At 59.2% G+C, this 25,098-nt stretch carries 18 protein-coding genes; 3 read left to right on the top strand and 15 right to left on the bottom strand.

Translation table 11 applies throughout. The features are described 5' to 3' along the window. Window positions 1–331 precede the first annotated feature (331 nt). Window positions 332–1,087, top strand: coding sequence for a class I SAM-dependent methyltransferase (locus MJA45_RS02435; RefSeq protein ID WP_315605712.1), 756 nt, complete (start codon window positions 332–334; stop codon window positions 1,085–1,087). 26 nt (window positions 1,088–1,113) lie between these two features. Here the strand turns inward: MJA45_RS02435 and MJA45_RS02430 are convergent, their stop codons facing one another. The 3 genes from MJA45_RS02430 to MJA45_RS02420 all read right to left on the bottom strand — a co-directional run bounded on the left by MJA45_RS02430 (window position 1,114) and on the right by MJA45_RS02420 (window position 4,294). Continuing rightward, window positions 1,114–1,584, bottom strand: a complete 471-nt coding sequence (locus MJA45_RS02430) for a DUF3574 domain-containing protein (protein WP_315605711.1) — start codon at window positions 1,582–1,584, stop codon at window positions 1,114–1,116. 213 nt (window positions 1,585–1,797) lie between these two features. Then, window positions 1,798–2,412 carry a YdcF family protein gene (locus MJA45_RS02425; protein WP_315605710.1) on the bottom strand — a complete coding sequence of 205 codons (615 nt, stop codon included), beginning with the start codon at window positions 2,410–2,412 and terminating at the stop codon, window positions 1,798–1,800. Window positions 2,413–2,470: 58 nt separating this feature from the next. After that, window positions 2,471–4,294, bottom strand: a complete 1,824-nt coding sequence (locus MJA45_RS02420; RefSeq protein WP_315605709.1) for an adenine deaminase — start codon at window positions 4,292–4,294, stop codon at window positions 2,471–2,473. Between the two features lie 369 nt (window positions 4,295–4,663). On the opposite strand from MJA45_RS02420, the gene MJA45_RS02415 reads away from it, so the two are divergent. Next, entirely contained in the window at window positions 4,664–5,671 is a 1,008-nt protein-coding gene (locus MJA45_RS02415; RefSeq protein ID WP_315605708.1) for an SDR family oxidoreductase, read from the top strand. 256 nt (window positions 5,672–5,927) lie between these two features. Here MJA45_RS02415 and MJA45_RS02410 read toward each other — a convergent pair whose 3' ends face one another. The 4 genes from MJA45_RS02410 to MJA45_RS02395 form a co-directional block, all read right to left on the bottom strand. Next, a complete protein-coding gene (locus MJA45_RS02410; RefSeq protein WP_315605707.1) occupies window positions 5,928–6,845 on the bottom strand; it encodes an aldo/keto reductase in 918 nt (305 codons plus the stop codon). A gap of 79 nt (window positions 6,846–6,924) precedes the next feature. After that, window positions 6,925–7,425 (bottom strand): rhodanese-like domain-containing protein, encoded by a 501-nt coding sequence (locus MJA45_RS02405; protein WP_315605706.1) that lies wholly within the window; start codon window positions 7,423–7,425, stop codon window positions 6,925–6,927. 23 nt (window positions 7,426–7,448) lie between these two features. Beyond that, a complete protein-coding gene (locus tag MJA45_RS02400) occupies window positions 7,449–7,616 on the bottom strand; it encodes a hypothetical protein (RefSeq protein ID WP_315605705.1) in 168 nt (55 codons plus the stop codon). A gap of 87 nt (window positions 7,617–7,703) precedes the next feature. Further along, window positions 7,704–8,297 carry a TetR/AcrR family transcriptional regulator gene (locus MJA45_RS02395; protein ID WP_315605704.1) on the bottom strand — a complete coding sequence of 198 codons (594 nt, stop codon included), beginning with the start codon at window positions 8,295–8,297 and terminating at the stop codon, window positions 7,704–7,706. Between the two features lie 136 nt (window positions 8,298–8,433). Between MJA45_RS02395 and MJA45_RS02390 the strand changes: the two genes are divergently transcribed. Beyond that, a complete protein-coding gene (locus MJA45_RS02390) occupies window positions 8,434–9,276 on the top strand; it encodes an alpha/beta fold hydrolase (RefSeq protein ID WP_315605703.1) in 843 nt (280 codons plus the stop codon). A 46-nt stretch (window positions 9,277–9,322) separates the two neighbouring features. Here the strand turns inward: MJA45_RS02390 and MJA45_RS02385 are convergent, their stop codons facing one another. From MJA45_RS02385 to MJA45_RS02350, 8 genes are all read right to left on the bottom strand, one after another. Beyond that, the gene (locus tag MJA45_RS02385; RefSeq protein WP_315605702.1) at window positions 9,323–10,072 is read right to left on the bottom strand and encodes an alpha/beta fold hydrolase; all 750 of its coding nucleotides are present in this window, start codon (window positions 10,070–10,072) and stop codon (window positions 9,323–9,325) included. Window positions 10,073–10,217: 145 nt separating this feature from the next. Continuing rightward, window positions 10,218–10,640 carry a GNAT family N-acetyltransferase gene (locus MJA45_RS02380; RefSeq protein WP_315605701.1) on the bottom strand — a complete coding sequence of 141 codons (423 nt, stop codon included), beginning with the start codon at window positions 10,638–10,640 and terminating at the stop codon, window positions 10,218–10,220. A gap of 158 nt (window positions 10,641–10,798) precedes the next feature. Further along, a complete protein-coding gene (locus tag MJA45_RS02375; RefSeq protein WP_315605700.1) occupies window positions 10,799–12,040 on the bottom strand; it encodes a DNA polymerase IV in 1,242 nt (413 codons plus the stop codon). Window positions 12,041–12,189: 149 nt separating this feature from the next. Beyond that, a complete protein-coding gene (locus tag MJA45_RS02370) occupies window positions 12,190–18,543 on the bottom strand; it encodes a phosphodiester glycosidase family protein (protein WP_315605699.1) in 6,354 nt (2,117 codons plus the stop codon). A gap of 218 nt (window positions 18,544–18,761) precedes the next feature. Continuing rightward, window positions 18,762–21,419 (bottom strand): PAS domain S-box protein, encoded by a 2,658-nt coding sequence (locus tag MJA45_RS02365; protein WP_315605698.1) that lies wholly within the window; start codon window positions 21,417–21,419, stop codon window positions 18,762–18,764. Window positions 21,420–21,551: 132 nt separating this feature from the next. Then, entirely contained in the window at window positions 21,552–22,328 is a 777-nt protein-coding gene (gene nfsA, locus MJA45_RS02360; RefSeq protein ID WP_315605697.1) for an oxygen-insensitive NADPH nitroreductase, read from the bottom strand. Window positions 22,329–22,412: 84 nt separating this feature from the next. Beyond that, a complete protein-coding gene (locus MJA45_RS02355; RefSeq protein WP_315605696.1) occupies window positions 22,413–23,285 on the bottom strand; it encodes a sugar phosphate isomerase/epimerase family protein in 873 nt (290 codons plus the stop codon). 315 nt (window positions 23,286–23,600) lie between these two features. Further along, on the bottom strand, window positions 23,601–24,839 hold the full coding sequence (locus tag MJA45_RS02350) for an MFS transporter (RefSeq protein ID WP_315605695.1): 1,239 nt from the start codon (window positions 24,837–24,839) through the stop codon (window positions 23,601–23,603). Between the last annotated feature and the right edge of the window lie 259 nt (window positions 24,840–25,098).

Below are 25,098 nucleotides of genomic sequence, written 5' to 3'. Positions count from 1 at the left end.
AAAAAATTGATTTTACCATTATTAAAAGCAATATTAAGAATGCCAAGTGGCATTATTGTATTTTCTTATTTTTATAGAGATTGAACTTTCGAATTATATGCGGTGGTTCTACAGATAGTACTTCAAGACCGATTACATTAACCGACTTCACACGGAAGGTCGGTGTATCCCTATTTGGATCATCAAAAAAGAGAGGTACACCCCGCGAAAAACAGTGGCGAGGAAGGGCTTTTTGCCGTAAGATGGTATTACACTTAACGAAACTAGATTTCACCTAGCGAAACTTAACACGACGAAAGTTTTACATCCCGAACCAAAAGGAGAGGATCACATGGACAGCAAGGAAAGGTTCTCGAACCGGGTGGATACTTACGTGTTGTACCGCCCGAGCTATCCGAAGGAAGCGCTGGATTACCTATATGGGCCGGTCGGGTTTACGCCGGAGTCAGAGATCGCGGACATTGGGGCGGGAACGGGGATTTTCTCGCGTCTGCTGCTGGAGCGGGGAAGCCGCGTGCTCGCGGTGGAGCCGAACGGGGCCATGAGGGAAGCGGCGGAGAAAACGCTTGGGGACGAGCCGCGTTACCAATCGGTGGCAGCGACGGCGGAAGAGACGGGACTTCCCGACGGGGCTGTCGATCATATCACATGCGCTCAATCGTTTCACTGGTTTGACCGGACCGCGGCGCGGAAGGAATTTCACCGCATCTTGAAACCGGGCGGCAAGGTCGCCCTTATCTGGAATTCCCGGCTGACGGGCGGGACGCCTTTTCTGGAGGGCTATGAGTCGCTGCTTCACCGGTACGGAACGGACTATGAGAAGGTCGGGCACAAAAACCTTTCCGAAGCCACGCTCGCTTCCTTCTTCAAGGAACATTCCATGCAGAGGGTGGTTTTTCCTTACCGCCAGCTCTTTGACCTGGAAGGGCTTAGGGGACGGCTGGCGTCCTCCTCCTACACCCCCGCGCCGGGGCAGCCGAATCATGAGCCGATGATGATGGCCCTCGATGACCTGTTCAACCGGACGCAGCAGGATGGCACCGTTTCGTTCGACTACGAGACGGAAATTTATTGGGGAGAGGTTTAAGCCTCTCCCTTTTTGGGTGTGCAGAGCTATTCGATGAAATACATCCGGCCGTCCACTTCGAGGGAAATTGCGGACTGGGAGAGCTCCTTCTTCATAGCTTCGGCATAGTCGACTACCTGGTTGATGGCGGTCTTGTCCAGCTTCTCGGCAAAAGCATAGACGATCGTCACGTTCTCCTTGATCAGCTTCTGGCTGTCATCCACCCACGCCCCCTGTCCGTCCACGGCCGTCGCTCCGCCAAACCAGCCCGAGAATTTCTCCAGCGCTTGATCAACGTACTGATCGTGGACTTCCTTGGGGATGGGGGTGGAGCCGTTCACCGTGGATGGGACGTAGATCTTCACTTGATGGTCCAAGTGGAACTGGCCGCTCAGCGCGCTCGCCCCAATTCCGTTGGATTCCCCCTCGCCCGCGCTGAGGGATGGCTGCACCGGTGCAGTCAGGAAGACCAGGATAACCAGAAGCGCCAGGCCGATGAGTCCGTTTTTCTTCTTCATTCTTCTACTCTCCTTTAATAGATTTTTTGCAAACCTCACTCTATATCCCTCCCGGTTGGTCGGGATTGATTGGGAACCAGTATACGAGAGTAGAGACGACTCTACAATGGGAGCGCCGCCTTATTTTGGGATGGGCCTTAAGGCCAAGCTAAAAAAAGAATCCATGCGAAAAAGCCACTCCCGGCCATCGGGAATGGCTTCTTTTGCGTTCCTTCACGTCCCCAACCATTTACGCCGCAAAGCATCCACCTCGAAAAAAGCAATCCCCGCGCACTCCCGAAGCACATAGTACTTCAGGTTGATCGGCCGGATCTGCACCGGCTCCACCGACGTCCGGATGCCGAGGCTCCGGGCCATCAAGGAGGCGCGCAGGGCATGGAAGCCGTGAGTGACGAGCACCGCACTCCGGTACCCTTCGCGGTCCATGATCGCTTTGCTGTTCTCGAGGTTCTCCATCGTGCTGTACGACCGGTCCTCCACAAGGAGGGCCGCTGCCGGCACGCCCTGGGACACCAGGTAATTCTTCATCACCTGCGCCTCGGACAGCTTTTCTCCCGCTGCCCGGCCGCCGGAAAGAATGAGGTGGCTGGCCAGCTTCCGCCGGTACACCTCTACGGCAATGTCGAGCCGCTCCCGGAGCGCGGGGCTCGGCTTGCCGTTCCAGGCGGCGGCTCCGAGGACGATGGCGCAGTCGCTCGGCACCCCGTGCGACGTCCGCCAGACGGACAGAACCTTCCCGCTCATGAGCCCGAAGTAGGCCCCGGCCAGCAGCACGAGAGCGGCTAAGGCGGTCAGCAGGCGGCGAATTCTTCTTCCCCATGCGCGCATGCTTCTCTCCTCATTCCCTTCTCTATTCGGTTGCAGCCCAACCAACCCTCTCAGCCGGTTACCCCTCTACAAAAAGCGAAACCTTCGCAAAGCCGTCGGCCGATATGCGCACCAGCCCTTTATCCGAGATGCGCAGCTCCGGAATGACGACCAGAGCAAGCAGCGACAGCGTCATGAACGCATAGTTCATGGTGCAGCCCGCCTGCTGGAGGGCCCGTGAAATGCCGCGGGACTGCTCCGCCACCGTGTCGAACGGAGCGTCCGACATGAGCCCGGCCACCGGCAGCGGGAACTCGTCCGCCCCATCCTCCGTCACGACGGCCACTCCGCCGTTCAGAGCCGCCACCCGGTTGGCGGCTTCCGCCATCAGCCCGTCGTCGTTGCCGATGACGAGCAGGTTGTGGCTGTCGTGCGCGACGGTCATCGCGATCGCCGCGGGCCGGTGGAAGCCGATCTTCGACACAAGCCCGACGCTCTGCGAGCCGGTGCCGCGGTGGCGCTCGATAACGGCGATCTTGCACAGGCCGCCGGCCGGATCGAGCTTCACGAAGCCGCCCGCCACGGCCACGGACTCCTGCCGCTCCCGCGTCTCGACGTGGTTCTCGCGCACCTCGATCACGCGGGCCCGGAGCGTGCCCGCCCCGATCGGCGCCGCGATGCGGAAGTCGTCCGGCCGCACCTCATGGGCGAGGTGCACGGAGCGGACCGCCGCTTCCGGGTAGGCGTACGGGGTCAGCTCGGCGGTGAGCCTGCCGTCACGGGCGACGACCTGCCCGGCGGCCACCGTCAGCGCGACCCGCACGTCGGCCAGCGGGCCGTCGAGCAGCACCATGTCGGCGAACGCGCCCGGGATGACCGCGCCGACGTCTCGCGCCACGCCGAAGCGCTCCGCGGTATTGATCGTCGCCATTTGGATGGCCGTCACGGGGTTGACCCCCTGCTGAATCGCGTGCCGGAGCACGAAGTCCATGTGGCCTTCGTCCTTCAGCGATTCCGAGCTGCGGTCGTCCGTGACGAGCATCATCCGCCGCGTATCGATCCGCCGCTCGGTGTGCGCCTTGATCGTCTCGGCGACATCGTGCCACGCGGAGCCGCGGCGCATCTTCGCGTACATGCCGAGGCGCACCCGCTCGATCACGTCATCCGCCGTCGTGCACTCGTGGTCGCCGGTGACGCCCGCCGCGGCATAAGCCGCGAGCCGCGGATCATCGGACGGCCACGTGAAATGGCCGTCGACCGACCGGCCCGCGCGCAGCGTCGCCTGAATCTCTCCCAGCATCTTCGGGTCGCCGTACACGACGCCTGGGAAATTCATGACCTCGCCGAGCGCGATCATATCCGGCCCCCAGGTGAACGCCTCGGTCACCTCGTCAGGGCCGATGAAGGCACCGCTCGTCTCCAGCTCGGGGCCGGTCGACGGCACGCAGGACGGTACCTGCATATACGCCGCGAGCGGCGTCCCCCGCGCTTCGTCGAGCATCAGCCGGAGACCGGGCAGCCCGAGCACGTTCGTAATCTCGTGCGGATCGAAGAACCCTCCCGTCGTGCCGAGCGGCAGTACCGCTTCCGCGAAGCCGGTCACCGTGAGCTGCGTGCTCTCGATGTGGCAGTGCCCGTCGAGAAACCCGGGTGCCAAGTAACGGCCTTCCGCTTCGATAACCTCCGTATCGGGGCCGATCAGGGCGTCGGCGTTCTTCCCGACGTAGGCAATTCGGGCCCCTTGAACGGCAACGGAGATTCTTTCTTGAAGCTCGCCCGAGCACACGTTTACCAGGGTGGCGTTGCGGATGACGAGAGTAGCCGCCTTATCCCCGCGCGCCGTCGCGACAAGATCGGGCACACCGTCCGCAAGCGGCGGCCTGGCATATCGGTTGGTTGTCATGGATGGTCCCCCTCTTTAGGTAACTTTCCTTCTAACAGCTTCTGCCCTTTCCGTCCCTTTCAACCCTCTCCTCCAGAAAAAGGCCTACGCCAAACGGCGGGTCCGTCTTCACGCGGGCTCCCTTCTCTTTGTTGTTTGGGAGAACCCGGGGGAGATGGGGTAAAGAGATCATAGGCATGTATCCTTCTATTTTAGCATCAAGTGCCTTATCCGGTAACTTTGTTGGCGATAAGCCCTCGTATTCGTACGAAAACCATTAGCGAACCAGACCCACACTCGCGGATAAGGCACCAGGCTGCCGGATAAGCCACTAGAATATAACGATACGAAGGCTCTGTCCATCCAACTTATAGACAAGGGGGTACCCGCATGAAGCTTCTCATTCTCGGAGGAACCAAATTTCTCGGAAGGCACCTGGCCGAAGCCGCTCTGAAGGCCGGTCATGAGGTTACGCTGTTTAACCGCGGGCTGGAGAACCCCGGACTCTTCCCGGAGGCGGAGCACCTGACCGGCGACCGCGACGGGCGGCTGGATGCGCTGAAGGGACGCCGGTGGGACGCTGTTATCGATACGTCCGGCTTTGTGCCGCGGCAGGTACGGGCGACCGCCGGGCTTTTGGCCGATTTTACCGACCACTATACCTTTATCTCCAGCCTTTCCGCTTACGCCGATCTCGAACGGGAGAACATCCGGGAGGAGGACCCACCGGCGCTGCTCACGGAGCCCGGCTCCGAGGACGTCTCCGCCCATTACGGGGCGCTGAAGGCCTTGTGTGAGATGGCCGCGGAGGAGGCGATGCCGGGAAGGGTGCTCCACATCCGCCCGGGTCTCATCGTCGGCCCGTTCGATCCGTCCGACCGGTTCACGTATTGGCCGCACCGCATCGCCCAGGGAGGGGAGGTGGTGGTGCCCGCCCCTCCCGAACGGCAGGTGCAGGTCATCGACGTGCGGGACCTCGCGGATTGGATCCTCCGCATGATCGCCGAGGGGGAAACCGGCCTCTACAACGCGAGCGGCGGAACGTACACGATGGAACGGGTGGTGGAGGAATGCCGCCGGGTGAGCGGCTCGGATGCCCGTTTTATCTGGGTGAGCGAGGAATTCCTTCTGGATCGCGAGGTAGGCGTCTGGATCGAGCTCCCGCTCTGGATCCCCTCCGACAGCCAGATCGGGCTGTTCGCCGCCGACAGCTCCAAGGCCTTCCACGCAGGGCTCTCCATCCGGAGACTCCCGTCGACCATCCGGGACACGCTGGCTTGGTCGGCCTCCCGCCAGGCAGATACGGAGTGGAAGGCCGGATTGGAGGCCGGACGGGAGCGCGAGCTGCTGGCCGACTGGAAGGCTTCCCATGGGGAAGAAGCCCATGGCTCCGGCTGAACCTCCCGGCTTACACAGGTCGGTTGGACACGGGGCGGACGTTTCCGCGGCTCCTCTTTCCCCATGGGAGATAAGCTGGGCAGGCGTCCTCGCCTCGGGGAAGACACGCCTGTTCCATCCCGCCAAGGAGGTTCCTCCCCTGCCCCTATCCCGCCTGCGAAGGCTTAACCGCCGGCCCCGTTACCGGCTAAAGCACCGGCACAGCAAAAGGCACCTCCCGCGAGGTGCCTTTCTTTTTTCTTATCCAGCCGATCCCTTAAGGAAGTACGTTGCCGGCCGCGCGGTAGATTTCATACCACTCTTGGCGGGTCAAGCGGATCTCGCTTGCTTTGAGGCAATCCTTCAGCCGTCCGAGGTCCGTCGTTCCCGTAACCGGCTGCATGTTGGCCGGATGCCGGAGCAGCCAGGCCATGGCAATCGTCGTGTTGGTCACGTCATACTTGGCGGCGATTTCGTCAATCTTCTGATTCAGCTCCGGGAATTTCTCGCTGCCGAGGAATACCCCTTCGAAGAACCCGAATTGGAACGGCGACCAAGGCTGGATGGTAATGTCATGAAGCCGGCAGAAATCCAGGACGCTTCCATCGCGGTTCACAGCAGACTCGTTGCCCATGTTGACGTTGATGCCGCTAGAGATCATAGTCGCGTTCGTAATGCTCAGCTGCAGCTGGTTGGCGACGATCGGCTGCTTCACGAATTTCTTCAGCAGCTGAATCTGCATCGGGTTCTGGTTGGAGACCCCGAAATGCCGCACCTTGCCCGAGCTTTCCAGACGGTCGAATGCTTCCGCCACCTCTTCCGGTTCGACCAGGGCGTCCGGACGGTGCAGCAGCAGCACGTCCAGGTAATCGGTTTTCAGCCGCTTCAGAATGCCGTCCACCGACTCGAGGATGTAGTCTTTGGAGAAATCGAACATCCCTTTGCGGATGCCGCACTTGGATTGAAGAATCATCTTCTCCCGAATCTCGGTATTCATGTTGATAGCGTCCGCAAACAGTTCCTCGCAAGTGCCGCCACCATAAATATCCGCGTGATCAAAGAAGTCGGCCCCTTCCTCCATGGCCGTCCGGATAAAACGCTCCGTTTCCTTCTTCTCCAGTGACTTGATCCGCATGCAGCCGACTGCTACAACCGGCACTTCCAGCCCGCTCGTTCCCAGGTTGATCTTTCTCATGTCCCTGTTCCGCCTCCTTATGTATTCGCTTTCTATTAGTTTCTCATAGAAACGTACCGTTAATCAAATGGAAAGGGGATCACCCTTCACTCTCCCCCGCCTTCCAGGCCGTCAGGCCCCCCTCCAGCGAAACGGCGTCGAAGCCCTTGCTGCGAAGAAGAGCGGCGGCCTTTCCCGCTTTTCCTCCCGTGGTGCAGACCGTGACGATCCGGCCCTTCCGGGGAAGCTTGTCCTCCCAGCTTTCCGCGCCCGTTCTAGCAGCCGCCTCCTCCTGCATAACGGCATAGGGAAAGTTGACCGCCCTCCCGCTCTCGTGGGTAAAGCTGCCCGCGGCGTACTTGTCAGGATCCCGTACGTCGAGGAAGAACAGCTCCTCGCCTTGGGCGAGCCGCTCCCGAAGCGCGTGAGGCGTGACCGTAACGCTTTCAGCCGCTTGAGCTTGTTCTCCTATCGACGTCCGCTGCTCTTGTGCCTCAGAGGCCTCTACGGACGAGCCCTCTTTATTCGCCTTCGACTCCTTCGATTCTTTCGACTCCTCCGGCCGTCCTTCCGATGCGGTGCGGTAGTCCTGATCGCTCATAGTGGAACTCCTCCTTATGGCTTCTATTCCCTCAAGGCGTCCTTAAGCCGGCTTGACATGCTTCCTTGGGAAGCGGATTTCCGCTGCTCCCGCAGCCGGGCCAGCTCTCTTTTCAGCCGGGCGTTCTCGGCCTCCAGTTCCAGAATCCTGGCTTCCAGGAGGGCTTCTCTATTCTTCCGCTCCTCTTCCACCTTCCATCCCTCCTGCCTGCTCCGTTTTCTATTAACCGTATCACAAAAGCTTCCCCGTTTGAAAGCGGCCCGCTTGGAGGCAGCCGGTCATTTCGTTAAGATGCGCAGGAGAATGCTCTTGTCCGGCAGTCCGAATCCCTCTCCGAACATCAGTCGGAAGGAAGCAATCCCTTGGGTGGCGGAGATAAGGGCAGCGGCCAGCTGGAAGGGATCGCCCTCCACGCACTCGCCGTCTTTTTGCCCCTGTTCCACGAGCCGGGCCAAATTCTCAATCGCCTGCCGCTTCTTATCCAGCAGCTGGCGGTCGGCTTCCGGGTTTCCCGTTTCAAAAAGCTGCGAAATGATGATGAAGTAGTAGATTCCATCCTCTTTTTGAACCCCGTTAAGGAAAGCCTCCACGAATAGAGAAAGCTTGTCCCCCACGCTTCCCTCCAGCTGATTCATTTGCTCCGCCAACAGCCGGGATTTCTCCATTGCTTCGTTGGCAAGGGACAGATACAGCTCTTCTTTGGAGGAATAGTAATGGTAGAGGAGCCCCAGGCTGACCTGCGCTTCCTTGGCAATCTCTTTAATATTCGTGGCCGCCAGGCCTTTTTGGGCGAACAGCTTCAGCCCGGCCTTTTGGAGCTTCTGGATCGTCTGCAGGCGCATTTCCTCGAACTGTTCCTTCTGTTTCGGCATAATCAGGCTCCTAGCATTGAATATAATTTCAATTGTAAAGGATGCTCGCCTCGAATGCCAATTTCCGGTTGACCGAATTCGTCGGCACGTTTATTATTGAATTAAATTTCAATCAATAATGGAAAGAGGGATACGCATGAAGAACCCGGCTGTTTTATTCAAGCCAGAAACGGCTGTTTCCAAGGACGGAACGACGATCGGGTATCAGAGCCTGGGGGAGGGGCCGGGTGTGCTCGTTATTCATGGGGCGCTCAGCACATCGGAGCATTTTTCCCGGTTTGGCGCTGAATTGGCGGGGGCGTATCGGGTCCATCTTATCGACCGGCGAGGGAGGGGAAGAAGCGGCCCGCAGGGAGAAGCTTACGGCATGGCCAAAGAAATCGAAGATACCGCCGCGGTACAGCAGGCCACCGGGGCGGAGTATGTGTTCGGGCACAGCTACGGCGGGCTGGTGGCGCTCGAAACCGCGCGTACGCTCGGCCTGTTCCGCAAAATCGCGGTATACGAACCTGGCGTGTCCCTTACGTCCGAGCCTGGTGCCTGGGACTGGCTGGCCAGCTACGAAAAGGCCCTCCGGAACCAGGATGACCGGGGAGCCTTTGCGAGCTTTGTCCAAGGGACGGGACACTCTCCTCTATCCCGTCTGCCCCTTTGGTACGCTAATCTTATGCTGCGTCTGTTTGTCCGCGGTGCGCGCTGGGACGAAATGAAGAAGCTGCTTCCGCAAAATTTACGGGAGCACCGGGAAGTGCAGCGCTTGGAAGGAGCCTATGCGGGCTACCAAACAGTTGATGCCCATACCCTGCTCGCCTACGGGGGCAAAAGCCCGTCGTTCGTCGCCGATACGATCCGCACCCTGCATACCACCCTGCCGCATGCCGAAATGCTTGAGCTCCCCGATTTGGAGCATTTGTCGCCGGAAAATCAACAGGAGCCGGTTGCCGTGGCCCGGCAGGTCCAGCGGTTTTTGCTCAACTGATTCGGTCAAAAGGCGGTTAAACTTGGCACTTCCCTTGCCCTATGCCTTACCCCAGATGCTCCAGCATATGGTCCGTTACCCGGTCTGCATGCGTCAAGGTCAGCATATGATCCGCTCCTTCGATCTCCCGGAAGCTCACGGACGGCACCCTCCGGAACTGCTCGGCTACCCGGTTCATGTCCGCCCATTCCACGGTTCCGTGAATAAACAGCGTATCCGCCTTCAACGCCTCAAGCCTCTCCATGGCAGGCGGTTCCGGCCAGATCACCTCGAAGCTCTTCCATTCGGTAAAAACCTTGGTCAGGTAGTCCCGGTGCATATGGACCAGGAGCTCCCGGTAAGGACTCTCCATGACCACCCGATAAATAGGACCGCTTAAGGACAGCTCCAGCATCCGGGAAACATCCGGAGCAAGCGAATTGATCCGCTCCATCCAGCCGGTGAATTCCTCGGAATACGGAAACCCGGTTAACGAAGGGGCCAGCAGGATCAGCTTATCCACCTTGTCGGGGTACGTGAGCGCAAATTCCGTCGCCAGCTGACCGCCCATCGAATGGCCGGCAAGGGAGCAGCTCTTCAAGTTCAGATGCTCCAGCAGGTCATGCAGGTCCTTCACCGGATTCACCGGAGCTTGGGGTGACGGGGAGCCTCCCATGCCCCTTAAATCATAGCTGATTACCCGGCAGCGGGACGCGAGCTTCGGCATCATCCCCTGCCATTCCCGCGAATCCACTCCCGGGCTGTGAATAAGCACAAGCGGGCTGCCCTCTCCTCTTGTTTCGTAATGCAAGTCCATCCTTTTTCGCCTCCTGACCTTATCGTATGCCTTCATTGTAGTGTGGGATGGAAGGTAAAGTCCATATCAAAAAAACGACTTTTCTCAGAATCCCATAAAAAAAGCGGGCTGTCAGGCAGCCCGCTCTTCTTCATACGTAACCTCTCTACTCCTCCGCCCGGTAAATGCAGCGGAACCTCTCCGCCCCCGGGTAGTTCTCTCCCAGGCTGACGACGATGAATCCGGTGCTCCGGTAGAAATCGACCGCATCCTCGTCCGTTTCCGCCACCATCTCCCGCGGTTCCTTAAGCTCCAGCGTTTCCAGCAGGAGCCCGCGTCCGAAGCCCGCTCCCCGGCAGTCGGGACGGACCGCCAGGTGGTCGATCGTCAGCGTCCCGCCATTCTCCAGCCGGAACCCGATCAGGCCGATAATCTCTCCTTCGGACTCGTGCCCGTACAGCTCCCGCTCCGGCTCTCTCCGGTACGTCTCGATGGTCTCCATCACCCGGTCCGGGTCGGGAAAAACGCTGCACGCCAGCAGCTCCTGTATGGCCGGCTCGTCCAGCCGGTCCTTGATGTTGATGAGCATTCAGCCTCCCCCTCCTTTATTCCTTTCCCTTAAGCGTACCACATTTCCGGGCCTGGAATAAACGGGAAAGCCCCATCCTCTATGGTCACTCCCATACCGCCTGGATCTAGCCCGGAGCAAACGATTCGCCCCGACTTTCTTCTATCCTCTTATGGTCGTCACTTGTAATGGCCGCCGATCTTCGCCGCCCGGTCCTTCGCTTGGCCGGCCGCCGTCAAGGAGCTCGCCCGCAGAACGGCCATGTCGCCGAACCGGTCCTTGATCCGGTCCATCGTCTGCTCGATCCTCAGCTGCTTCTCGTTGTCCTGGAAGAAGGAGAGCTGCACGATCGAATCGTCGGACAGCTGGGACAGGTTGACGGACACCCGGCGTACGGGCAGGCCGTCCCAATGCCGGTGAAACAGCTCCTTCACCGCCTTGAACATCTCCGACGACAGATTCGTCGGGTCCTCGATCTTCTTCTGGCGGGAAAATCCCGTCGGGTTGTCCCAGTCCGCCCCCTGAACCCCGACGGAGACGACCTGCCCCATCACCCTCTTCTGCCGCGCCCGCCGGCAGACTTGGCTGCACAGCTCATACAGCACCACCTCGATCTCTCCCGCCTCCCGGTAATCCCGGGGCAGCACCATCCCGTTGCCGATGGCGGATTGGCCGTTCGTATGGGTGTCCGGGCTGACCGGCGAGTCGTCCAGGCCGTTCGCGATGCGGTAGATGACCTCCCCGTTCACGCCCCACCGCTTCGTAAGCCGCGGCAGGGGGGAGCGGGCGAGATCGCCGATCGTGTAGATGCCCATCCGGTTCAAATGCTTGTTCATCCGCGAGCCGATCATCCACATGTCCCGGACGGGAACGGGGTAAATCCGCTTCACCCAATCCTCCCGGGTCATGTGAAAGAGTCCGCCGGGCTCCTTCTTCGCGATGATGTCGAGGCCCACCTTGCTCATCACCTTGTTCTCGGCGAGGCAGACCCGGGCATAGATGCCCGTGCTGCTGTTGATGTCCCGCTGAATCGCCGCCGCAATCTCGAGAGGCGGCCCGAACCGCTTCAAGCTCCCCGTCACGTCAAAAAAAATCTCATCGCAGCTGTAAGGCTCCACCTGATCGGTGTACCGCTCGATGATTTCGGTAATTTCCAGGGAAACATCGATGTACAGCTGCATATGAGGCCGCAAAATAACCAGATCGGGGCATTTCTGCAAAGCCGCCCACAGCGGCTCGGCCGTGGTCACCCCGAACCGCTTGGCGATGGGGCAGGCGGCCAGGATGATGCCCGAGCGCCGCTCCGGGTCTCCCGCCACCACCGCCGGCTTATTCCGGTACTCCGGATGCTTCGCTTTCTCCACACTCACATAGAAGGACTGCATATCGGCAATCCCGATGATCCGGTTCTTCACGTCCATCCCTCCTCCCTATATTATAAACCGAATGTATGTTCGGTATAACAGGAAAATTTTATCCGCCAAGAAGAGCCATTACGAGAATCCTTCCGGAGATACCAAAAAACCCCCTGCCGCCTTGACGCGGCAGGGGGGAGACCAGGGACTATTGATTAAGATTTATTGCGTATGTTCCACAGACCGTGGATCAGCTTGGCGCTTTCCGCGCGGGTGCCCGTGCCCGCCGGTTCGAACAAGGAATCCGTTCTTCCGCTGATGAGGGCCAGGCTTTTGGCGGCGCCTATCGCTTCTTTTGCCCATGCATCCAACGTATCCGTATCCGCAAAAGGATGCGCGGCAGGCTCAGGAGCCTGGCGTCCGGTTGCATATTCATAAGCCCTCACGATCATCGCAGCCATTTCCTGCCGCCGGATGGGCGCATCCGGCGCAAAGGACGACTCGCTGACGCCTTGGACAAGACCCGCATGGGCGGCAAGGCCCACACCCTCGTAATACCATTGACCCGCTGTCACATCGGCAAATCGCTGAATGGCCGGGCCCTTCAGGCCGAGCAGACGGACCAGCATGGCGGTAAACTCGGCACGCGTGACGTCACGTTCCGGCTCAAAGTCACGAGGGCCGGTGCCTTCCACCAGCTGCTTGGCGGAAAGCTCCTTGATCACAGGACTGGCCCAATGGGATGCCTCTACGTCGGCATACGTCCGGTCATACTGGAGAACGGAATATTTGCTGAAGTGGGTAACCTCCGCGGAGATCCACTCCCCGTTCCAAGAGCCTCCCACGTACGTAAGCTGGCCGTTGTCCGCCACGTAGTAGAGGTTCGTCAGCTTCCGGTCCACTCCCGCTTTCGCCTTAAATTCGATCGTCAGCGGCTTGTCGAATCGGCTTATCGTCATAGCCTTGCCGTCCTTGGTCGTGAAGCTCAGCCCGAATTCCATCAGGTCTCCCGCCGGCTCCACCCGGGCACCGGACTGCCGTTCCGCCGCGGTCAGCAGCCGTTCCACTTCCGCGCCCGAAACCTTATCGACGGTAAGCGAGAGCCGGCTGCCCGCCAAGTCCGAAGTGCCGGCCAGGCCGCGGAGCGACCCGAAGACCTCGGCCGGAATGAGGACGGCAAGCTCCGGCGATTGAATACGCAGCGCGTCCCCCTCAAGGCTCTCCAAAGCACGATCGGGCAAGACAATCTCCCGGAAGTTATCGTTCAAGATAACCACTTTCATCCCTTCGATTTCCGAAGCTGCGAGCTTCTCAGGGTCAAGCTTCACCAATCCGGGTACCGGCTCGGGCTTCTCCGGCACAGGAGGAGAGACGGGACCGGAGCCTCCGCCGCCCGGGTTCTCCGTGTCTGTTGATTCGGCCGTAACCGTCAAGGCAAAGGAGGCGGTTTGGCCTTCATACGATACCTCTATAGCGACCTTCCCTTTCTTGTGGGCCTGAATCCGACCATCCGCCGTCACTTCGGCTGTCGCCGGATCGCTGCTGCGGAAGTCAAGCCCTTCCGTAAGCTGCTTCACTAACCCGCTGCTGTAGGAGGCTATCACCTTCGCAACCTGATAATCCCCGGCTTTCATGATTGAACTAAGCCCCTGAATCTCCAGCTTGTCCAGCGTCACGGCCGGAGCGGCGCTGCGTACCGTCAGGGAAAAATCCGTCGTCAGGCCGCCGTAAACCGCCGTCAGTACGGTCGTGCCTTCCGAGCTTGCCGTGACCTTCCCTGAGGCGTCGATGGAGGCCACCTCTGGCTTCTGGCTGATGTAGCCAACCCCTTGTGTCAGCTGCGTGCGCAAACCGTCGCTGTACACGGCATAGGTAACGGCCTCCCGCGTCTCTCCCGTCTTCATTTCGCTGGGAAGTCCGCCGAATTCCAGCCGGTCCAGCGTCACAACCGGCTGCTCCGTACTAACGGTTAAGGAATAGGAGCCCTGGAAGTTCTGGTAGACGGCCGAGATAACCGTGGTCCCTTCCTTTAAGGCCGTAACGAGACCCGTTGGGTTCACCTTGGCCACCTCAGGATTGCTGCTGGCATATGACAAGCCGGTGCTGACGGGGAGTTCCAAGCCGGAGGTGTATACCGCTTTGGCTACCGTCTGGTCCGTGTCCCCCAGCCTCAGCCCTGTCCTGCCCGTCAACGAGAGGGACGTCATCGGGTCGGCCGGAGCAGCCTTCACTATAACAAAACGGTCGACTTCCCGTCCGTCAATGGTCTTGACCGTAAAGCTAAGGGTATCCCCTTCCAGCTCCACGGCGGAGAAGATTTGCTTCTCCTCAGCAAACGTCTTCTCCTGCCAGCTCCTAGGAGTCAGGGGATAAAACTTCGGGCCGGAAGAACCCCCGACGACGTAGACCGTTCCCTTGCCCAAATCCGTCTTCATTTGATTCTTCATAGGAGGCGTCCTGAGGTATACATGCTCGTGCCCGTTCATAACCAGATCGACCCCGAATTCATCGAATACCGGCGTCCACTCGGCGCGGATAACCCCGTTGTCGTAAATGCTTCCATACGGGCCTTGATGGAAGATGACGATCTTCCACTTCTTCGTAGATCCTGTCAAATCCTTGCGCAACCATTCCTTCTGGGCGGCGATCTCATATTCGCTGTTCAGCACGACATAGTGAGCCTCTTCGTAGTCGAAGGAGAAATTCGTTCCCTTCAAGCTCTCCAGTCCGTTCTCGGGGTTATAGAAGTGGGCGAGATAGTCCTCATTCTGCCTTGTTCCCATCACCTCATGGTTGCCGATAGCGGGAACCAACGTGGCCTTCATCAGGTTGGCTTGCGCCTCCTTGTACCACATGTTCCATTGGTCCTCCTGGTATCCGGCGTCGACAATATCGCCCGCATGGAAGAAGAGTTCCGCGCCCGGCATCTCCTCCAGCCCTTTTTGCAGAGTGGCTGCCCACAGAGAGAAGCCTGCTGTGTCGGAAGCCTGGGAATCCCCAAAGAACAGGAACCGGGTTTTGCCCCCTGTGGCGGAAGCCGTTCGGAACGTTCCTTCTGCGCTGTACAGCCCCTTGCCGTCGCCCACCCGGTATACATATTCGGTATCGGGTGCGAGGCCGGACGCCTTCGCCTTATGCACCCGGACGGTGCCGTCCTGATCGGAGACGAAAATCGAGCTCGTTCCCGTGAACCGCATGACGCTGCCGGAATCGAAGCTTGCCAGCTCCGAGCGTTTTACCACCTCCACGACCGTGTCCAACGTATCCACATGAGTATGCCAGGCAAAATGGCGCGAGGATGACGCTTCGTCTCCCATATTGACGCTGATATTGAAAGGCTCGGCCGTTCCCGCAAGCGGAGAAACCTTAAACGTCAGGATCGGGCTGTAGGAGCTTCCTTTAACGGCCTGCACCTTATGCGTTCCCGTTAGGCGCGTAGCGGCATCCGTTGCCAACAGCCCGCGGGCATCCGACTGGGAGGAAGCTCCACCGTCACCGGCCTCGACCCCGTCCAGCAGCAGCCGGGCGCCTTCCACCGGTCCCCCGTTCCGATCCTTGATCATGAATTGGGTGGTGAAGCTTTCCGTAACCCCTTCAGCGTCCCAGTCGAGCGTAAGCTCATGCTCAATCGCGGACGAGAGGGCATCTCCGTAAAAGGCGCGCGTGCTTCCATCCAACGCCGTCACGGTGCCGGAAGAGAAATGGATCACGTTGGTACCGGCCGCACTGCCTTTAACCCGGTACTCCACCTTGGCGAGGATATCCTCGTCGCTGAGAGTCAGGCCGTCCAAGCCGGTCAGGTCCACTCGGACCGTACCAGCCGCGGGGTCCAGAGAAGCCGCCGCCTGATTGCCGGTAAGCTTGTCGCCAGGCAGCATCCGTGTGATCTCCACCACAGCGGGATCAAACCCGAACTCGGAAGACCCGCTCTTCAGTTGAGCGATCTTATCCCCCCGGATATCAAGCGTATACAGATTTCCGGCGTAAACTTTGTCCGGTGTGCTGTGGAGAAGCTTGGGCAGGCCCAGGTCGACCCGGAAGCTCCATTCCCTAATCGTCTGGTTGCCGCTCATGTCCCGGACCGCCACCTTGACCTTGTGCGGCCCGTCCTCCAGCGGCTCGAGCGGCTTATACTGAATCCGGCCTTCCGGCGGATACAGGCCGTAGGAGACCTGCACGCCATCCATATACACCCGGATTTTGGCAGGGTCGATCAGCGTCGTTCCCGGGTGCTTCACCGGATCATAGCCACTGTCCTCTGCGTAGGCGGTAATGGTGGGCATGGCTGTTTTGACGACCGCATTCTCAGCCGGGGTAATATTCTTGATCACCGGAGGCGTTCGGTCCTCCGTTACCGGTCCATACAGGACGCGGATATCGTCGACATAAAGAGTACCGGCGGTTTTATTCTTGTTGTTCGTTTCCATGTAGCGGACGACCTGGTCTATCTGCAAAGGAAGGGTCTTCCCCGCCGGAATGGGCGCCTCCACGTATTTCCACCCCGTCCAGTTCACTCCGATTTCGGCGCTCGTCAGGTCCACCGCAAAGGCCTTGCCGCCGCCGTCGCGGAACTGGCTGCGCAGCCAGTGCTTCTGACCGTCCCCGTACACCCACATGCCGATCTTGGTGGGATAGCCGGGAACGGAAAGTCGGTCGTCCGCCGATTTCACCTCGAAGTAAGCGCCGGAGGTTCCGGTCTTTCCGGTAAAGTCGTAGTCCAGCTTAAGCGCCCCCTTTCCGGAGCGAACGTAATCCTGGTTGGTTTCCAGACTGATTCTCGCATAGTTTGCCACTACTGGAGTGGCTTTGTAGCGGGTTAAGTCCCCCTCGAAATCCTCCAGCATCACGGGAGGAACACCAACCGTCACCTCCATCGACGTTTCCACGTTCCCGTATTTGACATAGATTCTGCCCTTCTGGTCATTGGCGGAAGTGGAAGTAAAAATACCGTCCGGAGTAATCGTCCCGATCTGCCCCTCTAACCGCCACTCAAAGCTATCATTGGAGGCCTGGATGACCTGTCCGTCCCTCAGCGCCTTGACGGAAAGCTTCACCGTAAAGCCGGTCGTATACGTTTTGGCTTCATCAGGCAGCTTCAGCTCCGTCAACCGGTCAACCACCTCCACTTCTCCCATTCCCTGGAGGGAGCCATCTGATACCCGAATGCGGCCCGCCGCGGGAACGGAGCCCGCCGTGAAGCGGCCGGATGCGTCAACCGTTCCAATCGCGGGGTCCACGGACCAGTTTGGAGTTCCGCTCCACGCTGCGGGATGCCCCGCTTCATCAAGGGCTGCCGTCGCAAAGGAGAAGGAGGATCCCTTCAAGATGCGTTCCATCCCGGGGTTGACCGCGAGCCTGGCGGCAGGACCTTCCGGAGCTTTATTGACCAGAAGCAGGCTGTTGCCCGTCTGCCGCTCTCCGCCGTCTGATCCCTGATTCATCATGCGGACACCGACTTCTCCTGGCATTCGCGCCACGAAAGTGGAAGAGCCTCCCCCATCGAGATTGATGGCGTTCACCACTCCGAGGTCCGCCAAGATCCGGGCCAGCTCTGCGGTTTCCACCCCTTCGCTGAAGCCGGGCGCTCTTCCGTCGACTTCAAACAGGACGATAGACCCGTCCGCCTTCGTGCCAAGAGCGGTTCTCGGATGGACTCCTTCCGGAATAACATTCGTTTGCGGGACCCCGTCCTTCACCAAGGGGCCTCTGCCTCCGACCGCCACCGTTACCTCGGACCATTCTCCTTCCAGATCGAAGCGCGCCGTGATTTCATCTCCGGCCTTCACATTCTCGAGGACGGGCCGGGAACTCCCGGACGCGGAAAGCACCACCTTTCCCTCCGAAAGCGGCGTATCTCCGGCATTCCGGCGCACCTCCGACACCTTCAGCCTCAAGGTGGTGCCACTTTTGACGGAGCCTTCCAGAATGTCGAGAACCACTTCATCGCCTTGGTTGGAAGTTTTGGTAGAGGTGAAATAATCCGTTGTATAGAGAACGAGCTGATTGTCCTCCCGGAACCGGTTGATATGCGTAAGATTCGTGGTGACGTCCCCAATGGTAACCGTACGGGTTAGCTTAGGACTGCCGTAGAGGCTCGTCCCATCCTTCTTCAAGCCGTAAGCATAAGAATTGACCGCGGTGTTCAAGATCCTTCCCTCGCCGATAAAAAGCCCGTTCGGCACGCCTGTGGCATTGCCGCTGATATCGAAGAAGTCCGCGTTAATTCCCCCTATAACCCGGTTGCCCGGCTTATCCGCATAAGCCGCCATTTCGGTGACGCCTTCCATTCCCCGGACCTTCCCGGATTTGGTGCCGGCCTGCAGCTCGAGGTTCGGGTTCTTCGGGTCAAACTCCAGAAAATGAACCTTCTCCTGTCCCCTCGGAATGGTCATATCGTACCAGGTATAAACAGCTCCGGGTGCCAGCTCGGTTTGACGAATGTCATGGACTTGACCGAATGTACCGGAGGGCATGTCCATCGCCTTCGTATGTGCCGGCGGCGGCAGAACAGAAAACAGCAGGAGAGTCGCAAGAATCATACGGATCAAACGGTACAGCCGCTTATTCATCAAAAAGCTCCTCCTCGGCCCGAATGGGGGAAGTATTCTATAGGCACTCCTACTATAATAGAGACCGTGTCACGGTTCAATGCGATTTCCAATTTGTTACATAATCTTAATAAAAGCGCTTACTTTAACAATCAGCGTCAGAAAACCTTTAGGAATGCAAAAAGAGGGCTTGCGCCCTCTTGATTCTCTTGGTCCAGTAGATTCAATCCGTTCTTCCGCTAACGGCCCGCCTGCCCTTCGGCATGCTCCTGCCGGGAATAACGCTCGATGATGGAGGCCACGGTATCCCGGGTGATCGGCTTGCTGATATAGTCGTCCATGCCGGCGGCGAGCAGCATTTCCCGGTCTCCCTTGAGAGCGTTGGCGGTGACCGCCACAATAACGGGACGGCGCTCGGGAGGGAGCTTCTCCTTAAGCAGGCGCGTCGCCTCCAGGCCGCTCATGACCGGCATGCGGACGTCCATGAAGATCAGGTCGTAGCGGCTCCGGACCGCTTCCTCCACCGCCTCCTTCCCGTTCTCCACCAGACGGACGCGCTGGCCCAGCTTCTCCAGCATTTTCTGCAGAACGAGCCGGTTCACTTCGTTGTCCTCGGCCACCAGAATGGACAGCCCCTTCTGCCCCTCCGGCTCTTCGGGATTCTCCACGGCAGTGCCGGAAGTCCCTCCGGCCTCCTCCTGCTTAACCACAACGGTAAAGACGAAAGTAGCCCCCGGGCCCTTCACCGGCTCCGCCCAGATCTCTCCGCCCATCAGCTCCACCAGCCGGCGGCTGATCGCAAGCCCGAGTCCGCTTCCCTCCGATTTGCGCAGCATGAATTGATCGAGCTGGTAGAAGGGCTCGAAAAGGTGCTCGCGTTTGTCCTCCGGTATTCCGATCCCGGTGTCCCGGACCGTCACCTTCAGACGGAACTCTCCCCGTTCTCCCCCGGCCCGTTGAACCGAAACGGAAACCTCCCCGGAATCGGTAAATTTCACGGCATTGCCGATAATGTTAAGGAACACCTGCTTCAGCCGGGCGGGGTCCCCTCTAAGAACGCAGGGGATGGTTTCTTCCACGGACACCGTCATGCCGAGTCCCTTGCCGTCCCATCTCGGCTTAAGGATGTCCAGCGTTTCCGCCAGCACCTGCCGCACATCGAGAGGACTCTCCTCGAGCCGGATTTTGCCCGACTCAATCTTGGAAAGGTCCAGAATTTCATTGATGATGGCGAGCAGCGTCTCTCCGCTCTTGCGGATGACGGCCACATATTCCTTCTGCAGGGGATCGAGGTCGGTGGTGGTCAGAAGCAGATCGGTCATGCCGATCACCCCGTTCATAGGCGTCCGGATTTCGTGGCTCATCATGGCGAGAAACTCGCTTTTGGCTTTGTTCATCGATTCCGCTGCGTCCTTCGCCAGCACGAGCCTCTTCTGCTCGGTAATGTCCTTCGCGATAATGTAATACCCGACCGTCTCCCCGTTGATGACGATGGGGGCGATCGTGGTCAGCACCTCGACCGAATGTCCGTCCCGGTGACGGATCTTGTCAATCTTCTGCTCGGCCGTCCGGTCCTCCTCGGCATGGGTCAGGATTTCCTTCAGGTGCTCCTCCCCGATGAAACGGGCAAAGGTCACGCCGACCATGTCCGCCACGACATAGCCCGTCAGCCGTTCGGCCATCTGGTTCGTGTTATGAACCCGTCCCTGCAGGTCCAGGGAGAACACGGCGTCATGATTGTATTTCTTCAGGGAGGTATAGCGTTCCACGGTCTCCTGCAGCTTAAGCTCGACGTTCTTGCGGTCGGTCACGTCCTGAACCGTTCCGCTCATCCGGACGGCTTTGCCGTCGCCATCCAGAACCGTCTCGCCCCGGACATGCATATACCGGATCCCCCCGTCCTTATCGATGACTCGATATTCCTGCTCCAGTCCTCCGGTTTCGAGAGCCTGCGACAGACCGGCCAGAATATGGTCGCGGTCCTTCGGGTGGACCGTCTCCAGCATCTGGGCGGGAATCCACTCCTTCTCCCGCGGCTCCAGACCGTGGATCCGGTAGAGCTGATCGGAGAAGATCACCTCCGCTTTCGGGATATCCCACTCCCAGCTTCCGAGGGAAGCGACCCGCTGGGCTTCCGCGAGCAGCTCTTCGTTCTTCTTGCGGTCCGTTATGTCGCGCCCGACTCCGAGGATGAATTTCACCTTCCCCGACTCGTCCCGGTTCAACGTAACGGCCGTTTCGAACCACTGGTAATGCCCGTTCTTATGGAGGACCCGGCACGTAAACACATCGCTGTCCTCAAAGGTCCGGGAACGCAGAGCCGCCAGGTCGTCGGGGTGGTAGAAACTCAGGTTCCGGCTGCCGATAAGCTCCTCCGGCTCATACCCAAGCAGAGTCCGCGCGGCGGGGGAACAGTAAAGCATGGTTCCGTCCGCCCGGCTGTAGGTAATCACGTCCCGGGCATTCTCCAGCATAAGGCGGTAGAAGTCCCCCGTATCCTGAAGCTCGCTCTCGGCCGCTTTCTTCTCCGATATATCGATAAGATGCAATATATAATACAAAGGCTCCCCTGTCTTCTCCTCGCGGGCCAGCGATACGTGCAGAGAGGCCCACAGCAGGCTTCCGTCCTTGCGGAAATACCGCTTCTCCAAAGAGCAGGAGGAAGTTCGGCCTTCGATCAGTTCCTTTACATGGTAGTCGGCAGGCAGGTCATCCGGGTAAGTAAGGTCATGCAAGGTAAGCGTCGTCAATACTTCTTCGCTGTATCCCATCATCCGGCATAGCTCGGGGTTAACCCGCAGCCATTCACCTTTCAAGGAAACCAGGGCGATTCCGATAGGAGCATACGTGTAGACTTGTTCATAAAAAGGTTGAGATGGGATGGATTCGTGTCTCATGGGCTACCTCCATATGCCAGGATACGCTTATCCCATTATAATATGTTTTCTCTAACATAGGGACCCAAAGGGGAAAAAGATTCCCAGGTAAAGAAAGCCTTTTCCCCTTGCAGCCCTCGGCCGCGGGCCGGGTCAGGTGAGCTTAAACCCCTGCTCCTCCAGATACGCCCTCATATGCGCCCGTTGCGGTACGGACAAGCGCTCCGCCATCTGCGAGGACCAGTCCCGGTCCGACTGTCCCCCCGTGCGCACCCGCATGTAATCGCTCACGATGCGGTCATACTCGTCGATGGCGGGCCGGATCTGCTCCGGCCGGTACGCATTCTCGTGATAGATGCCGCTTACCGGCAGGCGGGGGCGCAGGCCCGGGTCTTGATCCGGGTAGCCCAGGCACATACCGAACACCGGATAAACGAGCTTCGGCAGCTTCAGAAGCCCGGTCACTTCGGCAATCCGGTTGCGGATCCCGCCGATGTAGACGATGCCGAGCCCGAGCGATTCGGCGGCAGACGCCGCGTTCTGGGCGGCCAGGGCGGCATCCACGGTGGCGATGATGAAATTCTCCGTCGTGTCCTCGGCAATCGCCGTCCCGTGCTTCGCCCCGGCCTCCTTCAGACGGTACAGGTCGGCGCACCAGACGAGAAAGAGCGGGCATTGCTCCACGTAAGCCTGGTTACCCGTAAGCACGGCCAGCTCCCGCTTCAGGGCGGGCTCCGTCACCCCAATGACGCTGTACGCCTGCATGTTGCTGGAGGTGGAGGCCATCTGGGCGGCGTACAGAATGGCGTCCCGCTTGGCCGGCTCCACGGGGTCGGGCTTGTAACGGCGGATGGACCGGTGGGCGATCAGGGTTCGGATGGTTTCGTTGGATAGATCCTGGTTGGCTTGGTCACGGGTGGTTTCGCTCATGCTATCCCTCCTGGTGAATGGGTGATCGGCTTGCGGAGTTAACAAAAAAGCCCCCTTAAGCAGGAAGGCTTTACGGAATGCTCTTTATTTATACCGCTTGATGAATTCCACGGCGCGGCGGATGTCTTCGGCCGGGTTGGCTCCCGCTTCCCGCTCGATCGTGAGGTAGCCGGTGTAGCCGATTTCTTGAATAGCTGCAAAATAGGCGTCAAAATCGACGTTGCCTTCCCCGAGCGGCAGCTCGCGGTAGATTTTGCCCTCGGTGCCCATGGCGGCGATCTTCTCGTGGCTCATCGGCTCATAGCCGTGCCCGCCGTATACCTCGCGCGGATCAAGCTCCAGGTACCGGACGCCGTCCTTCACGTGGGTATGGACGATGTAGTCCTTCAGCAGCTTGATGCCTTCCACCGGATCGTCGCCGGTAACCATAACCATGTTCGCCGGGTCGAAGTTAACCGATACCCCGTTCGTGGTCAAGGAATCGAGAAACTTCTTCAGATGAGAAGCGCGCTCAGGACCGGTTTCGATGGCGAAAAACGCATTCATGCTCTTCGCGTACACCCCAAGCTCCTCGCAGGCTTCCTGCATGGCCAGGTAGACCGGATCGTTCGCATCCTCCGGCACCACGCCGATATGCGTTGTCACCACGTTTGTGCCCAGCTCCACGGCCAGGTCCAGAATCCGCTTGGACTTCTCCACCCGCTCGGCGTTCTGCTCTTTGTAATGAAACCCTCCGCCCATATCGCCGCACAGGGCGGAGATTTCCAGGCCGAGAGACGCGATATAGTCCTTAAGCTCTTTGCGCTGGGCCGTGCTCAGGTTGTCCGGATCCATTTCTCCCTTTACCGCATACAGCTGCACGCCGTCCGCTCCTACTTCCTTCGCTGCCTTCAGTCCGTCCCGGACCCCCAGGCGGAAGCTGTCGGCGATGACTCCGATTTTGTTGGATAAGGCCATTGGTATGTAGTCCTCCTTGCGTTATAATCGTTTCCCCTTCATCTTATGGGTTCACCGGAGGAATTTCAACCCGGTTCGTCCGTCCCCGGTTAATGGACGACTTTAAGCCACCGGCGTCTGCCCGTAAGCGCCCCCCGTCACCGCACCTGTGCCGCATAACCGCATGAACCGTAAACGGCGCCAATCAACTGTTCCCTCTCCCCCTGGAATAAAAAAACCGCCCGGTCCCCAGGACCGGACGGTGCGGCTTACGGTGTCAGGCGGCGGAGGTCCGGCGGCTTAGCCGGCTTACGGAGTCAGGCGGCGTACGCCGGCTTAGCCGGCTTCCGCTGCGGTCCGAACCTCCTGCAGCCGGAACAGCGGCAGAAGGATGAACACGCCCACGATGAACAAGGCGGCTGAAACGCCGTAGATGGTCACGAGCGGAATGGCGTTCTTCAGCGCCCCTGCCAGGCTCATGGTAATGACCATGGAGCCCATGAAGAGCGGCGTCAGAATGCCGTTCGCACGCCCGACGAAGGCCTCCTCCGTGTTCTTCAGAATCATCGTGTTGATGCCGATCTGGATGGCCGGCATGACAAGGCCGCTGATGAAGTTGGCGGCCAGCGTCAGCCAGAGCATCGTCGACATCCCGCTGACGAGGATGAACACGGCGCTTACCGCCATGCCGAAGGCAAGCAGCTTCTGGGGAGCGGCGTTCTTGGCGATGGCCATCGTGAGGCCGCCCCCTACGATCATGCCGATGCCGTTCGCCATCATGAACCACTGCAGGTATTCCTTCGGCAGGCCGAGCCGCTCCGTCAGAAGGAATACGGCAAGAGGCTGGATGAGGCCGAGCGCCAGGCCGGCGGCGGCGAACGTTCCTCCGAGCGTCGAGAGCACCTTGCTCGACAGCACGTAGCGGAAGCCGAGCTTCATCTCCTGGAGTACGCTGGTCTGGGCCTTGGCCTCCGAGGCCACCCGGTCCGGCGGCAGGAACGTGAGCACGCCCGCCGACAGCAGGAAGGCGACGCCGGTCACGGCGATGGCCCAGTCGATGCCGAAGCTCTGGAAGACGAAGGTTCCCAGAATGGGACCCAGGATCATGAAGAGCGCGAACAGCGTCTGGTACATCGACATGCCCGCCTGCACGTGCTCCTCGGGCACATGCAGCTTGAACAGCTTCATCCCCGACGGCTGGGAGAACTGGGACAGAATGGAAGAGACAAGCGTAGCGAAGAAGACGGCCTTCCAGCCCCCGAACACCATAGCGAGGAGCACCGCGAAGATCGAGAGTGAGCTCAGGATATCGCACCAGACCATCGTCCGCTTCGGACGCCAGCGGTCGGCAAAGGTTCCCCCGATGAAGGAGAAAATAAAGATCGGGGCGAATTCCGCCACCGAAATCAGGGAGACGGCGACGGGGTCTTCCCCCGTTTTCTCCATGACGAATAACAGAATCGAATAGTTGCGCACCCATATGCCGATTTGCAGGAACAGGGCGGACAGCAGAATGGCCCGGACAAAGCCGTTGCTAAACAGGCCCGGACTTTTGGCTTTGGCAGCCGTTGACATGGGTAAACCCTCCTTAATCCAAATCCTCTACCAGTTTATACAGGTTTCCTGCCGGTCTTCAACAGGGAAAATCGATAAAGCTATTTTTTCCTTTCCTGTCCTCCTTAGTGCCTTATCCGAAATATCCGTAACATAACATTGTTACATCATAAAAATTATTCTATCGAAACATTGTTTCGCTGTAAAGCATTATTTTCTTTCCACTCTCGTTTGGATTCCTTTTTCCAATCAGGCTGGCCCCTTCCGGATTGACCCTTCT

Source organism: Paenibacillus aurantius (genome assembly GCF_032268605.1).
GTDB classification, from domain to species: domain Bacteria; phylum Bacillota; class Bacilli; order Paenibacillales; family NBRC-103111; genus Paenibacillus_AO; species Paenibacillus_AO aurantius.
This window is presented reverse-complemented; position numbering and strand designations above follow the sequence as displayed.